We start from the raw sequence: 14,298 nt of genomic DNA, 5'->3' as shown, positions 1-14,298 counted from the left end.
GTGATGCTTGCTCAAGTTTATGCAGTGCTTGCTATGAAATGCCACCTGCGGCTTTAATGAAATCAGCTGCTTTTTCGCCAATCATAATGATGGGCGCGTTTGTGTTGCCCCTGACCAGAGTTGGCATGATCGATGCATCCGCAACCCGCAATCCCTTAACCCCATGTACTCGCAGTTCGGAGTCTACCACTGCCATTGGGTCAGTGCCCATTTTGCAAGTGCCAGTCTGATGATGTCCCGTACTGCAAGTTTCCCGGATGTAGGCTTCCAGTGCTGCATCGTTCTGAACACCAGCACCCGGAGCAACTTCCTTACCGCCAAACTCATCAAAAGCACGGGACTGAAACAATTGCCGCATTAATCGAATCCCAGCAACGAGCTTTCGCACATCAGCTTCACTTTGCAGATAGTTCATCCGTATGACTGGAGGGTCTTTGGGGTCAGATGAGCGCAAACTGACACTGCCAATGTTTTGGAAATGAGTCAAAGAGACTACACCCGTGAATCCCCAATCAGGACGGTCATAGCCAGGCGGTACAAATATATCAGGACCGAAGAAGAACTGGACATCGGGTGGAGCCTCCAGGTTGCCCTCGCTATGGAAGAACAGTCCGGCTTCAGACACATTGCTGGTGATGGCAGGGTGTATTTCTTGAGTCGTCTGTTGGGCTACCGGAACGATAAGGTGGTCTTGCAGGTTTTGACCGACCCCTGGCAAATCAGCCACGACAGAAATTCCCAGCCCTTGCAGGTATTCTGCATCGCCAATGCCGGAAAGCAGCAGCAGCTTGGGTGAATCGAACGCGCCCGCACTTAAAATGACTTCCTGGTTAACCCTGACCTGATGCAGCATTCCCTCGTGCAGATATTCCACTCCAACAGCGCTGGTTCCCTCAAACAACAAGCGAGTCACCAACGCGCCTGTCGTTATCGTCAAATTAGGACGCTGGCGAATCGGCACCAGGAAGGCAGCGGCGGTACTGTGCCGTTTACCATCTTTGATTGTTGACTGATAGAGTCCGGCCCCTGACTGCTGCATCCCGTTGAAATCAGGATTGTGGTCATACCCCAGTTCCACACAGGCATCGACAAAGCGTTGGGATACTACACCAGGGGAAATCAAATCAGTGACGCTCAACTCACCATCAACCCCGTGGTAAGCATCGGCACCGCGTTGCTGGTTCTCAGATTTCTTAAAATAGGGTAAAACGTGCTGGTACGACCAGCCGGGATTTCCTAGCGATTCCCAGTGGTCATAATCGTGAGGATTGCCCCGGATATAAATCATGAGATTAATTGAACTGCTGCCGCCCAAAACTTTGCCACGGGGACAAAACATTTTGCGATGATTCAAGTACGGCTCTGGTTCTGAGATATAGCCCCAGTCCACCTCGGAGCCTTGTAGACTGCCGACTTCTGCCGGAATATGAATCTCCGGTTTCGTATCCGGGTTGCCTGCTTCAAGGAGTAACACGGTTGTGTCGCTGTTTTGTGACATTCGGTTGGCAACAACGCAGCCGGCCGAACCTGCACCAATAACAATGTAGTCATACTCAGAATGAACTTTATCCTGGAAACTTGTGCCGGACTTCATATTCTTGGCAATTTTATTGACAATGGATTGTGCTGGCGTTAAGGGTAACTCTACCGTAGCCAATTGCTTTCATGAATGAAATTATGCACAGCAACGCCTGCTTTTTCATACCAACTTGTTACTACTGGGCTGTATAGCCACCATCAATGACTAATTCCGCTCCTGTCATATACTTTGACTCATCAGAAGCCAGGTAAAGTATTCCATAAGCAATATCATCTGGTTTGCCTAGACGTCCTGCGGGGATTCGCTTTTCGTAGTCTTTCAAAACTTCTGTGGGGTTTTCTGTTTTTTTTAAAGGTTCTTCTACTATCGCTGTCCAAATTAAGCCGGGATGAATAGAATTAAAGCGAATATTATTTTTTGCATATTGTATTGCATTCGCTTTAGTCATCAAACGTACTGCACCTTTAGCTGCATGATAGGGTGGATAACCACGTGAACCAACCAGCCCGGCAATTGAGGACAGATTGATAATGCTACCACCACCAGTGTTTAGCATATAAGCGATCGCGTGTTTAGTACAAAGAAAAACCCCATTTGTATTAATTGCCATCACTGTGTTCCATTCTTCTTCAGAAATCTCATGAGTGGGTTTATTGATACCAGCGATTCCGGCATTATTGACTAAAATATCGATTTTTCCCCACTTGCGGTAAACTTCAGCAAATACTTGCTTGACCTGAGTTTCCTGGGAAACGTCTAAATGCCAGTAATCAGCTTCTGAGCCATGACTATGAATTTCTTGTACTAATGTTTTACCTTCATCCGCAAGAATATCTGTGACAGCAACCTTGGCTCCTTCTTTTGCTAAAAGTAGAGCTGTTGCTCCACCAATACCTCGTGCTGCGCCTGTAACAATTGCAACTTTATCTTGGACTCGATTCATAATACCTAAGTATTGCTACTGTGAAATAGTCGTTGCACTGAAATTCCTGCCATCTTTAATGAACGCACGCTTATTTGTGACGCTTAAAGTCAAAACCCCTTATCTATTTATTAAGTGCAAATAAAATCAACTTATGCACTTAATTCTATAGCGGACAAATGTAAATAAATCGTAATTTTTTGACAGAAGGCTTGCAAAATTAACCTACTTTTGCTTTAAACGCCCTCTGCCAAACATATATCTTACTTGAGTGTCAAAAATTTATCCAAAGCCGTCACCATACTAGGAGGCCATCGCCGAACATTCGTCACCCAGTCGATATCCTTGTAACGCGCATCCAGTCCAACTGCTGACACCCAGTTACTCTCCGCTTCACCTTGTTTTCCCTTTTGCCAGTAGGCTGCAGTAATAGCAGCACGTACATCTGCAAAGTTAGGATATTTACGGAGAATGTTCCGCATTTCCCGAATTGCTTCGTCTACTTTACCAGTTTCATAAAGGGCAAGAACATAGTTCGCACGGGCAAAGGCAAAATTCGGGGCAATTTCGTTGGATTTTTTGTAGTCGGCGATCGCCTCTTGCCACTTCCTCAAACCAGCATAGGCATTTCCTCGATTGTTATATGCCATTGCATCTTTGGGGTCAAGTTCTAGAACGTGATTATAATCTGCGATCGCCTCATCCCATTTTCCCAGACCTTCCAACGCCGTACCACGATTCAAGTAGGGGTCAGTTACATTCGGAGCTAATTCTACCGCCTTATTATAATCTGCGAGTGCTTCTTGCAACTTATTTTGACTAACCCTAGAATTTCCTCGATTACTCCAAACCGCTGGATTATCGGGAAATTGCTCAAGAATTTGCGTCCAGTACCGTTCCGCCGTGCCAAAATCACCTTTATTAGTAGCGGCAATTGCCTTATTCGCTAACTCATCGCCTTGCTGTAACTGTTCTGCAGTGAAATTGGGGGATTTTGTTTCTGCTATGGCAACCTCACCCCACCCAAACACCAGCAACAGACTTAGAAAAATAATAATTAGTCTCATCATCTGCGTTTCTCTGCGTCCATCTGCGGTTCCAAATTCAAAACTCATTATCACTGGAAGTGTTGATCAAATTTACGGCAATAATGACAACTGTTCATTTGGAGGTTTAAAACCTAAATGCTTGTAAGCTGTGGGTGTCGCCACTCTACCACGGGTCGTCCGGCTTAAATAGCCAATCTGCATCAGATATGGTTCATACACTTCCTCAATAGTTTGTGTATCCTCACCCGTTGCTGCAGCGATGGTTTCCAATCCCACCGGACCACCATTAAACTGTTCAATAATCACACTCAACATCCGACGGTCTGTCCAATCTAAACCGCAAGGATCAACTTGAAATAGTTGCAATGCTTCTGCTGCAACTTGTTCATTCACCTCATTGAATGATTTGACTTGCGCATAATCACGGACTCGTTTTAGTAATCTATTAGCAATACGTGGTGTTCCCCGCGAACGACGGGCAACTTCTGCGGCACCATCGTCAGTGATATTCGTTTGGAGTAATTGAGCGCTGCGTAAGACAATTTTACTCAGTTCATCAACTTCATAAAATCTCAGTTTTTGAATTAAGCCAAAGCGATCGCGCAACGGTGAACTCAACGCCCCGGCACGAGTTGTTGCCCCAACCAAGGTAAACTTTGATAGTGGTAAGCTGCGAGTCTTGGTGCTAGAACCCTTACCAATCGTAATATCTAAGCGATAATCCTCCATCGCTGGGTATAAAATTTCTTCGCTCATCCGCGACAAACGATGAATTTCATCAATAAACAAAACATCTCCTGGCTTGAGATTCACCAATAGCCCAACAATATCTCTGGGACGTTCTAAAGCTGGCGCACTCGTAATTTTGCAATTTACTCCCATCTCAGACGCCAGTATCATAGCCATTGTGGTTTTCCCCAATCCTGGAGGACCATACAACAGTAGATGATCTAGCACCTCACCCCGAGACTTGGCTGCTTTTATGGCAATATCTAGGACGTCCTTTAAATCTTTTTGTCCGATATAGTCCGCAAATCGTTGTGGGCGTATACTTTCTTCTTGCTTACCTTCATCAACAGCTGCTTCGGGTTGCAAAAGATTCTCTTTAGGAGGCGCTTTCGCCACCTCACGCCGCTGCTTTGGTTCTTTGTTGGGTTCTTGGGGCTGTTTTTTTGAGGAGATAATCGCCATAATGACTGCTATTGATTTTGGATATACGACTTTTGCAGTGTTGAGCGTAAAACGGTAGGGTGAATAAGAATTCAAAATTCAAAATATGTCCTGCGGACACGCTACGCGAACAAAATTCAAAATGAAAGAGTCTTTCATTTTTCCATTTAAATTCCGACTCAAACTGAGGAGGCGGTGCCGTGGGCGGGTTTCCCGACTTGTAAGCGCAAAGCGCACGCCGGAGGCGAACGCGCAGCGTATCCGCAGGAGTTGGCATCTGGCGTACTACGTATAGACGAAGGGGTCAGCGAACCCTTTAATTTACGATAAGTATTCAGTGTTCACAATCCAAGTTCACAATACACAGATTCACGAGCTACACTTTACATTTTCCCTCATACTGTTATTTCCCTGAACCCCTGTTCACGTGCGAAAATGTTGTTTCTGTAATACTCTGGCAAATTTAAAATTTCAGTTTTAGATAATTATCACAGGAGTGTAAAACTACTCATGCTAGCTAAAAGAATCTTACCGTGTCTGGATGTGAAGGCAGGACGAGTTGTTAAAGGAGTTAACTTTGTTAACTTGAGGGATGCAGGCGATCCAGTAGAACTGGCAAAGGTTTACAACGATGCCGGGGCAGATGAGTTAGTGTTTCTAGATATTACAGCCACTCATGAAGACCGCGACACTATTATCGACGTGGTGTACCGAACTGCAGAACAGGTCTTTATTCCCCTCACTGTCGGTGGTGGGATCCAATCCTTAGAAAATGTTAAAAATCTTTTACGAGCTGGAGCAGACAAGGTTAGTATTAATTCTACGGCGGTACGCGACCCAGATTTTATTAATCGAGCGAGTGACCGTTTTGGAAATCAATGTATAGTCGTTGCAATTGATGCCAGACGACGACTAGACCCCAATCACCCTGGTTGGGATGTTTTTGTGCGAGGTGGTAGAGAAAATACTGGTATTGATGCCCTGTTTTGGGCGCAAGAAGTCGAAAAACGCGGTGCTGGAGAACTGCTAGTAACAAGTATGGATGCTGATGGTACTCAAGCTGGTTATGACATAGAGTTGACTCGGGCGATCGCTCAATCTGTACAAATTCCAGTCGTTGCATCTGGCGGTGCAGGCAATTGTGAACATATCTATACCGCACTCACAGAAGCTCAAGCAGAAGCAGCATTACTTGCCTCACTTTTACATTACGGACAGTTAAGCGTAGCTGAAGTCAAGACTTATCTGCGCGATCGCCAAGTTCCCGTCAGAATGTAAGCCTAAGTTGCAACTCTTTGTCAATCTAACCCAAAGAGTAGTTAAAGACATTTTTTGAAAACAGTGTTAATATAAGTTAACAATAATTAATAATTTTAAGACATATGTTGATACCAATTTTAGTTTTTGATGTGGCGCTAGTAGCCTGGTCGCTGCATTTGATGGAAAAAGCATATGAAAGCAAAGAATTTTCTTTAATGTTAGCTGGTACACTTGTTGCCCTAGCAGCAGCGGCTATGTTAGTGGTTTACTTCCTGATGGGGCATTGTATAACCTACTTGCTGCAACTCTCTTAAGTTAGTCATTGCCATTGGCTAGTGGCTCATGGCACTCATTAACAATTGACGAGCAGCGATATTGACAAACAGGATATTGTTAAAGTAGAATAGCAAATGCGTTCTCGTAAATTAAATCCCTAACTAAAAAGGTCTTTAATTTTGAACTTTGTTCGCGTAGCGTGTCCGCAGGACATATTTTGAATTTTGAATTGTTATTTGCGGGGTTATAGCTCAGTTGGTAGAGCACCTCAATGGCATTGAGGGGGTCAGCGGTTCGAATCCGCTTAGCTCCATTTGAATATTAAAGAATTCTTGTCATTTTTAAAGGATTAATGTCTTGACATTTTCCCCACTCTGCCTGATGGCTGAGGGTGACGTCCACAGTATAAGAGTATAAGAAATACGGTGTGAGACAAAATAGATATAGGTTTGTAACTCACTCAGCGAACAAAAACGAGAGATACTCCTATGACAGCACTTACATTAAACCTTAACTCTATAATTAAACTGACTAGAGAGCAGTTTTATCAACTGTGTGAAGAAAACTCCGATTTAAAATTAGAACGAAATGCCCAGGGAGAATTAATTATAATGCCACCGACGGGAGGAGAAACAGGGAGAAGCAATGTTAATTTAATTCTTCAAGTAGGATTATGGAATGAAAAAAACCACGGGGGCGAAGTTTTTGATTCATCAACTGGATTTACTTTACCAAATGGTGCTGACCGTTCTCCTGATGTTTCTTGGGTAGAAAAATCTCGTTGGGATGCTTTGACTAAAGAACAAAAAGAAAAATTTATTCCTCTGTGTCCTGATTTTGTCATTGAGATACTTTCACCTAACGACAGCTTGAAAAAAACTCAGAATAAGATGCAAGAATATATGGAAAATGGGTGTCGTTTGGGTTGGTTGATAAACAGAAAAAAACAGGAAGTAGAAATTTATCGTCCCAAACAAGATGTGGAAGTTTTAAAATTACCTCAAACTCTTTCAGGGGAGGATGTTTTACCTGGTTTTATACTCAATCTACAAAAAATTTGGGGATAATATCATTGCCAGAAACGAAGCGAAAACACTAATTGCTGATGTCAATTGGTGGTTTCAATGGTTATGGTTGTATGCTTTTGTACATCCCAAAACCGGGGAAACTTATTGAAAGATGAGAAAAGCGAACAGACTATGATTACTACAGAAGAAATTACCATCAAAGTGCCGTCTGAGGTAGCAGAGGCATACCGCAATGCCTCTGAAGAAGAGCGTGAACAATTGCAACTCAAGATTGCGGTAATTATGCAGTCTCAATTTACAATTGATAGACAAGAAGCTATCGCCCGTCTAAGAAACACGATGGATAAAGCTAGCCTTGAAGCACAAGAGCGAGGATTAACGCCTGAAATTTTAGAATCGATTTTGAATGATGACGAATAAACAACGGTTTGTTTTTGATACTAACGTATTGATTAGCGCATTTTTGTTTAGTCAAAGCAAGCCACGTCAGGCATTGGATCAAGCTCAAGATATTGGTGTTCTCATATTCTCCAGTTCTGTCTTCTCAGAGTTAAGAGAGGTTTTATATCGTCCTAAATTTGATAGATATCTCACCGAGGAAAGGCGGCAAGAATTGCTAGAGGATTTAACTCAAACCGCTCAGTTTATTGATGTGACTGAACAGATTTCGGAATGCCGAGATCCAAAAGATAACAAGTATCTGGAATTGGCAGTGAGTGGTCAAGCAGAGTGTATTGTTACCGGAGATGATGATTTACTAGTGCTAAACTCATTTCGGGGCATTGAGATTCTGACTGTTCAAGAATTTTTGGCGAGGAACTAGTACCGCTATTAGTTATCAGTTATCAGTTCACTGTTCACTGTTCACTGCGATGCACTGAGCTTGTCGAAGTGTTCACTGCGATGCACTGAGCTTGTCGAAGTGTTCACTGTTATAAGACTGGCGATTATCGCGTAAGAGTTGCAAATTTTTACGGAAAGTGATTGTGTTGGGATGATTGACTCCTAAGCTACGTTCAGCAATTTCCAATGCTTTGATGTAGAGAGGTTCTGCTTCAGTGTACCGTCCAAGGGATTTGTAGAGTGTAGCCAAGTTGTTGTAACTGGTGGCGACAGAGGGATGCTCATCTCCTAGCAGGCGTTGCCTTAGTTCCAAAGCTTTGATGTAGAGTGGTTCAGCTTCTGTGTACCGTCCTTGGGAATCGTAGAGTGCTGCCAAGTTGTTGTAACTGGTGGCGACATCGGGATGCTCTTCTCCTAGGAGGCGTTGGTATAGTTCCAATGCTTTGATTAAAAGTGGTTCTGCTTGGGTGTACCGTCCTTGGGATTTGTAGAGTGCTGCCAAGTTGTTGAAACTTAAGGCGACATCAGGGTGCTCATCTCCCAGCAGGCGTCGTCTTAGTTCCAATGCTTTGATGTAGAGAGGTTCAGCTTCAGTGTACCGTCTTTGGGAATCGTAGAGAAATGCCAAGTTGTTGTAACTGGCGGCGACATATGGATGCTCATCTCCCAGCAGGCGTTGCAACAGTTCCAAAGCTTTGATGTAGAGTGGCTCTGCTTCAATGTACCTTCCTTGGGAATCGTAGAGTGCTGCCAAGTTGTTGTAACTAGCGGCGACATCAGGGTGCTCTTGTCCCAGTAGGCGTAGCCTTAGTTCCAATGCTTTGATTAAAAGTGGCTCTGCATCAGTGTACCGTCCTTGCGAATAGTAGAGGAGAGCCAAGTTGTTGTAACTTAAGGCGATATCGGGATGCTCTTCTCCTAGCAGGCGTAGCCTTAGTTCCAATGCATTGATGTACAGAGGTTCAGCTTCAGTGTACCGTCCTTGGGAACGGTAGAGTTCAGCCAAGTTGTTGTAACTGTTGGCGACATCGGGATGCTCTTCTCCTAGCAAGCGTTGTCTTAGTTCCAAAGCTTTGATGTAGAGTGGTTCAGCATTAGTGTACCGTCCTTGGAAATAGTAGAGGAGAGCCAAGTTGTTGTAACTGGCGGCGACATCGGGATGCTCTTCTCCCAAACGGGATTGTACGACTGATACACATTGCTCTAACCAAGGTTGAGCCAGCGCATACAAACCCTGTCCTTCATAAAATCTACCCAAGCCAGTAAAAACCCAAGGTAAATTTTCATCACTGACTGCATCAGTCAGATTTTGTGCCACTTCTGCTAAATGTGGAATAGCATCTTTGACGGATTCAATATCACGACGGGTTGGCGAATAGGGGATTGTCTTAGCAATCGCGATAAAAGTTTCTGCAAAAGCGCGTTTCATAGGACTTACGCACGCGCTACGAAAAAGAGCGGGTTGAGATTGCTTCCCTTCGCTCGCAATGACAGTAGTTATGTTGTTCGTGCGTAAGTCCTGTTTCAACTCATCAACTTGTTCAGATGCTGCTCGCTTGAGTTTCAAAAACTCCCGAATTAAGGGATGAATTTTGTAGGAATCATCGAAATCTCCACTTTTATCTTCCACCCATTGAATCAAATGACGCTCGTAAAGTTGCCCAACTGCTGTTTCAACTTCACTTGCATCCCAATTCAGCCGAGAAGTTGCAGACTCTACCCATTCCCAAGCAAAAATATCCGGTGCAAATAAGCTTAATAACTCACCGACACGCTGTGTCGTAGCAGCAAGTTCCAGCCAACTTAATTCAAATGCAGCCAGAACCCCAAGCTGTGCTGTACTCAGGGTTTGTTGCAATTGCTTTTGATGGCGGTTTATCGCTTCATCTTGGAGTCGCTGCTGTTTCAGCCGTTGCAACATCTTAGCTAAAGTCCAATGAGGAGGTTTTTTAGCCAAATATCGCCCCACCAATTCCAAACCCAAAGGAAGATATCCCAGCCATTCACACAAGAGTTTCGCTGTTTCCTCTTCCTTTTGCACTCGTCTTTCACCCACCAGCTTTGTCAACAATTGCAAAGCTTCTTCTGGTGACAGCACATCCAGAGATATCTCCTCAATATTAGAATCTAGATTTCGCAACCGTGTTGTCATCAACACACGGAAGCGATGAGCCGTTGGCAGGAACTCTCGACAACTCCCCAAATCTATGATATCATCCAACACCACCAACGCGAGTCCTTCTGTTGGTTGCCAGTGCTGCCAACACCAGTGTACCTGTTCGTTAAGACTCAACAGCCTTCCCCGCAAATCCTGCTGCGGTACTTCCAGATTCATGTACAACTGAGCAAACTGCACTATTTCTGCAGCCAGATTCGATTCTCTGGCATTTAACCAGCAAATCCCACCAGGGTAATCCGCTTGATGTTGACGTGCATATTGCGTTGCGAGTTCGGTTTTGCCAACACCACCCATACCAGAAACCGCAGAAATAGCCACTGCGCCTGGTTGCTGCAACAATTCTTGCAGTAGGGAAAGTTCATGCTGTCTGCCTACAAAGTTAGCAGAACCTTGAAACACAACATTATTTGGGGGAGTTAACTTTGTCCGTTCCCGTTCGGACGACTGCAGTCAAATGTTGAAAGTACTATTGCGTTGGTCAATGGTTTGAGTTTGAGCCGCATTAATAGCTTTTTGGATGTTTTGAATAAAAGCTGGAGCATCTGGATGTTGAGATTTCTCTACAGCTGCTTTTATTTCTTTCAATGCATCAGCTAAATTCAATGGTGGATTAGCTTGTGCTGCTGCTACTAATTCTTGCACAGCAAGATTTACTTGAGGATGAGCTTTAGCTACTGATTCTACCTCCAATACTGCTTTACCATAGTCAAGTGGTTGAGATGGCGCTTTTTCAATAGCAACTACAGTATGGGGAGAGTGTTTTTTGAGGGTGACGAGAAACTCACCAGTTTTATTCCATAGAGTTTCTCCTACCTTTTCGCCCGTTTTTTCTAAAGCCTTAGTCGCAATCACAGTCCCAATTGCGATCGCCCCTGCGGTGAGTGGTTCCATCTGCTACTTTACATATTCGTCTTAATACTTACTTCTGACTACATAACTTGAGTTCGATGTTCCGGAAACGTGGTAAAAAATCTCACAAAAAGTAGGGAGTAAGGGCAACGCCAAGGTGAGCGCTCAGCGGCTCGACTGAGCGGAAGCTGAGCGGCGTCGAAGCTTCGCCGAACGTCCGAACGGTGTAAGGGCTTCGAGCGCAATAACATACAATACTAATGTATTCCCCATTTTCCAGCCGCATGTTTCAGTAATTATGGTAAAAACAATTCAAGCGCGAGATATCAGTCTTTACGATTTAGAAGAAAAATTTGGATTGGAATTAATTACAAGCGCTGATTTTTTTACAGAATGGGTAGAGAACTTACCACCACTGACTGATAGAGAAAGATTCTCTTTGGAACGAGTTAAAAGCAACTATTTCAATTTAACTAAACGTCGCCCAATGTCAGAAGAAGCAGTGAAGATGGTAGTCCTGTCTCCACTGCTAGATTTAGCTGGCTTTTATCAACCATCTTTCGAGATTGAAACCGAAACTTCTACTGAGATTTCTGCTGAAGATGAAAGCATTGTAGTCAAAGGCAATATTGATGTTTTGGTTATACAAAAACGTCTTTGGATCTTGGTTATAGAATCAAAAAGCACTAAATTTGATGTGATAACTGCATTACCCCAAGCACTAGCTTATATGCTTGATACTCCCAATATTGAACAGCCGACTTTTGGGTTACTTGTCAACGGTAGAGAGTTTGTTTTCGTAAAATTAGTTCAGCAAGAAAAACCAAAATATGCTCGTTCTTATGCTTTATCAATAGAGAAAGAAAGTGAACTACAACAGGTTTTAAGTGTATTAAAACTCTTGAGTGAATTAATACTTAGTCAGTAGGACATAACTAAAATTTTCTAGAGTATAAACTAAAACACATCTAACTTGCATAATTTAAAATTTTGATAAAAAGTATCAAGCTCTTTTATCTCTTACTCTGCTTCCTCTGCGCCTCTGCGGTTTAAAATGCAAATTAAATGTGGAACAGCTTAGAGTGTCACGATTGGAGGTTAAGTCACAATAGAGACAATCCCCGCTTCTCGGAACCACCGCGAGTTATCTCCTTGTTGCAAATCCGCCTTCCGTAAATATAACACCAGAAAAATTACTCATAAAATGCTAACTTGGGAAACTAGGACTTAATTCCTCTTGCCCATTTTTCCGCAAATTCACCCCATGCCATATTTGACTTCAGCTAGCGAAATGCGTTCTCTTGTTGCTGAATATACTCAAGCTCATACTTTGTGGATTGATACAGAAATCGCAGAATACAAAAGTCGTAGTCCGAGACTATCACTGATTCAGGTATTAGATGATCCAACAGACTTGAGTGGCGAACACACCCATATTTTAGATGTACTCAATCATCCTGATATTGTGGCTGAGTTCATTGACAAAATTATGCTCAATCCCCAAATTGAAAAAGTTTTTCATAATGCTAACTTTGATGTGAAATATCTGGGTAACAAAAAGGCTACAAATATCACTTGCACTCTGGAAATGGCAAAAAAAATTCCCTACTATGCCTTACCAGTACCTAACTACCAATTAAAAACATTAGCAGCAGAACTTTGTGATTTTAAGAATATAGAGAAACAAGAACAAACCAGCGACTGGGGAAAGCGACCACTCACAGAAGAACAAATAGAGTATGCTTACCTAGACTGCATTTATCTTGCTCAAATCCATCAACGTTTGATAGAATTAAACAAAGAAATTAATCCAGAGCCTACCACAGAAAACCTAACATCACTGAATGCAAGATATGCACAGCTTGAGCAACAATGGAAACTCATAGACTCGGAATTCGCGCATTTACAAGAGCGAATAAAAAAAGCTATGCTTGCTCAGAATCTACCAGAAAGTTCCTACTTCAAGCTTTCTTCCTCTGAGCGAAAAACAGTGAAGGTAGCATTTGTAGAACTCGCAAAGCTAGTACAAACTCAAGACATAGATTTCGATTTTCCAATTACACTAACTCAAAAGCTACAAAAAGATTTAGGAGAAAATTTGGAACAATTGTCTGTAAATATTGAGAAAACCACTGCTTGGCGACTGATTCCCAAAAATCAAGAAAGTCACGAAAATACTGATGAGTGATGAACAGTTATCAGTTATCAGTTACCAGTTATCAGTTATCAGTTTACTGTTCACTGTTTACTGTTCACTGTTAAGCGTTCCCTATATTTCTTCAAAGGATGACTGGTAAAGAATGAAAGCTGTCTGCATAGCTGCGTTTACCGCATTTGTCGCCCTTACAACCGTTTCCTGTAGTAACAGTGACGATGTTTTAGTAACAGAAATTGGAGTTCGTCCTATTGGACGCCCTGTAGCAACACCATCTCAATCTAAAGACTTTTATATTGAAGGCCAGTATCAGCAAATTAAAGGGGATTCACAAGGAGCGATCGCTTCTTATACCAAAGCAATTAACCTCACTCCCAACTATGGAACTGCATATAACAGTCGGGGACTTGCTCGCTTTGATATAGGAGATCAGCAGGGGGCGATAGAAGATTACAACCAAGCGCTGAGCATAAATTCTAACGATGCTCAAGCTTATAATAATCGAGGAAATGCTCGCGCCGCACAAGGAGACAGAGACGGAGCGATAGACGATTACAGCCAAGCGATTCGCCTCAATCCTAAATATGCTGTTGCTTACAATAATCGAGGTAATGCTTTTTCAACAAATAAAGATAAAAACCAGGCGGTAAAGGATTACAGCCAAGCGATTCGCCTCAATCCTCAATATGCTGTTGCTTACAACAATCGAGGTAATGCTCGCAGTGCTCAAAAAGATATAGAGGGAGCAATCACAGATTATAACGAAGCGATTCGTCTTGCTCCTAATTTTGCCGCAGCATACAATAACCGAGGAAATGCCTATGCTGCGCTAGGTGATAAAGAAAAAGCTAGGCAAGACTTGCAGCGAGCAGCAGAAATCTTTGATAAACAGAATAATAAAATACTCTATCAACAAGTGATGAATAATATTCAGGAGTTAGGGCAGTAGGGCTAGACGCTTTCAAGTATTTAGAACAACACATTGGATTACGTTACAGAAGAGATTCAGATAACTGCTGAGCAAATT

Annotated in this window: 14 protein-coding genes and 1 tRNA gene; 9 read left to right on the top strand and 6 right to left on the bottom strand. The window is 43.0% G+C overall.

Annotated features, from left to right (window positions below):
* Positions 1–31 precede the first annotated feature (31 nt).
* From DP114_RS18315 to ruvB, 4 genes are all read right to left on the bottom strand, one after another.
* On the bottom strand, positions 32–1,594 hold the full coding sequence (locus DP114_RS18315) for a GMC family oxidoreductase (RefSeq protein ID WP_171978232.1): 1,563 nt from the start codon (positions 1,592–1,594) through the stop codon (positions 32–34).
* Positions 1,595–1,715: 121 nt separating this feature from the next.
* Complete coding sequence (locus tag DP114_RS18310) at positions 1,716–2,483, bottom strand: SDR family NAD(P)-dependent oxidoreductase (protein WP_171976767.1); 768 nt, start codon at positions 2,481–2,483, stop codon at positions 1,716–1,718.
* A 242-nt stretch (positions 2,484–2,725) separates the two neighbouring features.
* Positions 2,726–3,532 (bottom strand): tetratricopeptide repeat protein, encoded by an 807-nt coding sequence (locus DP114_RS18305; protein WP_169267201.1) that lies wholly within the window; start codon positions 3,530–3,532, stop codon positions 2,726–2,728.
* A gap of 69 nt (positions 3,533–3,601) precedes the next feature.
* The gene (gene ruvB / locus DP114_RS18300; protein WP_169267210.1) at positions 3,602–4,702 is read right to left on the bottom strand and encodes a Holliday junction branch migration DNA helicase RuvB; all 1,101 of its coding nucleotides are present in this window, start codon (positions 4,700–4,702) and stop codon (positions 3,602–3,604) included.
* 489 nt (positions 4,703–5,191) lie between these two features.
* On the opposite strand from ruvB, the gene hisF reads away from it, so the two are divergent.
* The 6 genes from hisF (at position 5,192) to DP114_RS18270 (ending at position 8,068) form a co-directional block, all read left to right on the top strand.
* Positions 5,192–5,959, top strand: coding sequence for an imidazole glycerol phosphate synthase subunit HisF (gene hisF / locus DP114_RS18295; protein ID WP_169267202.1), 768 nt, complete (start codon positions 5,192–5,194; stop codon positions 5,957–5,959).
* A 104-nt stretch (positions 5,960–6,063) separates the two neighbouring features.
* A complete protein-coding gene (locus DP114_RS18290) occupies positions 6,064–6,255 on the top strand; it encodes a hypothetical protein (protein ID WP_169267203.1) in 192 nt (63 codons plus the stop codon).
* A gap of 202 nt (positions 6,256–6,457) precedes the next feature.
* Positions 6,458–6,530 (top strand) — tRNA-Ala (locus DP114_RS18285).
* Positions 6,531–6,705: 175 nt separating this feature from the next.
* Positions 6,706–7,284, top strand: a complete 579-nt coding sequence (locus tag DP114_RS18280) for a Uma2 family endonuclease (protein ID WP_171976766.1) — start codon at positions 6,706–6,708, stop codon at positions 7,282–7,284.
* 132 nt (positions 7,285–7,416) lie between these two features.
* The gene (locus DP114_RS18275; protein WP_171976765.1) at positions 7,417–7,665 is read left to right on the top strand and encodes a hypothetical protein; all 249 of its coding nucleotides are present in this window, start codon (positions 7,417–7,419) and stop codon (positions 7,663–7,665) included.
* Positions 7,655–8,068 (top strand): putative toxin-antitoxin system toxin component, PIN family, encoded by a 414-nt coding sequence (locus tag DP114_RS18270; RefSeq protein WP_171976764.1) that lies wholly within the window; start codon positions 7,655–7,657, stop codon positions 8,066–8,068. Before DP114_RS18275 ends, DP114_RS18270 begins: the two co-directional genes overlap by 11 nt.
* 72 nt (positions 8,069–8,140) lie before the next feature.
* Here DP114_RS18270 and DP114_RS18265 read toward each other — a convergent pair whose 3' ends face one another.
* Both DP114_RS18265 and DP114_RS18260 read right to left on the bottom strand, forming a co-directional pair.
* Positions 8,141–10,666 (bottom strand): tetratricopeptide repeat protein, encoded by a 2,526-nt coding sequence (locus tag DP114_RS18265; protein WP_256379269.1) that lies wholly within the window; start codon positions 10,664–10,666, stop codon positions 8,141–8,143.
* Between the two features lie 51 nt (positions 10,667–10,717).
* On the bottom strand, positions 10,718–11,158 hold the full coding sequence (locus DP114_RS18260) for a hypothetical protein (protein WP_171976763.1): 441 nt from the start codon (positions 11,156–11,158) through the stop codon (positions 10,718–10,720).
* Between the two features lie 256 nt (positions 11,159–11,414).
* On the opposite strand from DP114_RS18260, the gene DP114_RS18255 reads away from it, so the two are divergent.
* From DP114_RS18255 to DP114_RS18245, 3 genes are all read left to right on the top strand, one after another.
* Positions 11,415–12,044 carry a type I restriction endonuclease gene (locus DP114_RS18255; protein WP_171976762.1) on the top strand — a complete coding sequence of 210 codons (630 nt, stop codon included), beginning with the start codon at positions 11,415–11,417 and terminating at the stop codon, positions 12,042–12,044.
* A gap of 336 nt (positions 12,045–12,380) precedes the next feature.
* Entirely contained in the window at positions 12,381–13,304 is a 924-nt protein-coding gene (locus tag DP114_RS18250; protein WP_171976761.1) for a ribonuclease D, read from the top strand.
* Positions 13,305–13,416: 112 nt separating this feature from the next.
* Positions 13,417–14,220 carry a tetratricopeptide repeat protein gene (locus tag DP114_RS18245; protein ID WP_169263422.1) on the top strand — a complete coding sequence of 268 codons (804 nt, stop codon included), beginning with the start codon at positions 13,417–13,419 and terminating at the stop codon, positions 14,218–14,220.
* Positions 14,221–14,298 lie beyond the last annotated feature (78 nt).

This window comes from Brasilonema sennae CENA114 (assembly GCF_006968745.1).
In the GTDB taxonomy this organism is placed as follows: Bacteria; Cyanobacteriota; Cyanobacteriia; order Cyanobacteriales; family Nostocaceae; genus Brasilonema; species Brasilonema sennae.
This window is presented reverse-complemented; position numbering and strand designations above follow the sequence as displayed.

What these genes read in the sequence shown, in the direction of transcription:
- DP114_RS18315 (WP_171978232.1), bottom strand. Translation starts at nt 1,594, where the DNA reads ATGAAGTCCGGCACAAGTTTCCAGGATAAAGTTCATTCTGAGTATGAC.
- DP114_RS18310 (WP_171976767.1), bottom strand. Translation starts at nt 2,483, where the DNA reads ATGAATCGAGTCCAAGATAAAGTTGCAATTGTTACAGGCGCAGCACGA.
- DP114_RS18305 (WP_169267201.1), bottom strand. Translation starts at nt 3,532, where the DNA reads ATGATGAGACTAATTATTATTTTTCTAAGTCTGTTGCTGGTGTTTGGG.
- ruvB (WP_169267210.1), bottom strand. Translation starts at nt 4,702, where the DNA reads ATGGCGATTATCTCCTCAAAAAAACAGCCCCAAGAACCCAACAAAGAA.
- hisF (WP_169267202.1), top strand. Translation starts at nt 5,192, where the DNA reads ATGCTAGCTAAAAGAATCTTACCGTGTCTGGATGTGAAGGCAGGACGA.
- DP114_RS18290 (WP_169267203.1), top strand. Translation starts at nt 6,064, where the DNA reads ATGTTGATACCAATTTTAGTTTTTGATGTGGCGCTAGTAGCCTGGTCG.
- DP114_RS18280 (WP_171976766.1), top strand. Translation starts at nt 6,706, where the DNA reads ATGACAGCACTTACATTAAACCTTAACTCTATAATTAAACTGACTAGA.
- DP114_RS18275 (WP_171976765.1), top strand. Translation starts at nt 7,417, where the DNA reads ATGATTACTACAGAAGAAATTACCATCAAAGTGCCGTCTGAGGTAGCA.
- DP114_RS18270 (WP_171976764.1), top strand. Translation starts at nt 7,655, where the DNA reads ATGACGAATAAACAACGGTTTGTTTTTGATACTAACGTATTGATTAGC.
- DP114_RS18260 (WP_171976763.1), bottom strand. Translation starts at nt 11,158, where the DNA reads ATGGAACCACTCACCGCAGGGGCGATCGCAATTGGGACTGTGATTGCG.
- DP114_RS18255 (WP_171976762.1), top strand. Translation starts at nt 11,415, where the DNA reads ATGGTAAAAACAATTCAAGCGCGAGATATCAGTCTTTACGATTTAGAA.
- DP114_RS18250 (WP_171976761.1), top strand. Translation starts at nt 12,381, where the DNA reads ATGCCATATTTGACTTCAGCTAGCGAAATGCGTTCTCTTGTTGCTGAA.
- DP114_RS18245 (WP_169263422.1), top strand. Translation starts at nt 13,417, where the DNA reads ATGAAAGCTGTCTGCATAGCTGCGTTTACCGCATTTGTCGCCCTTACA.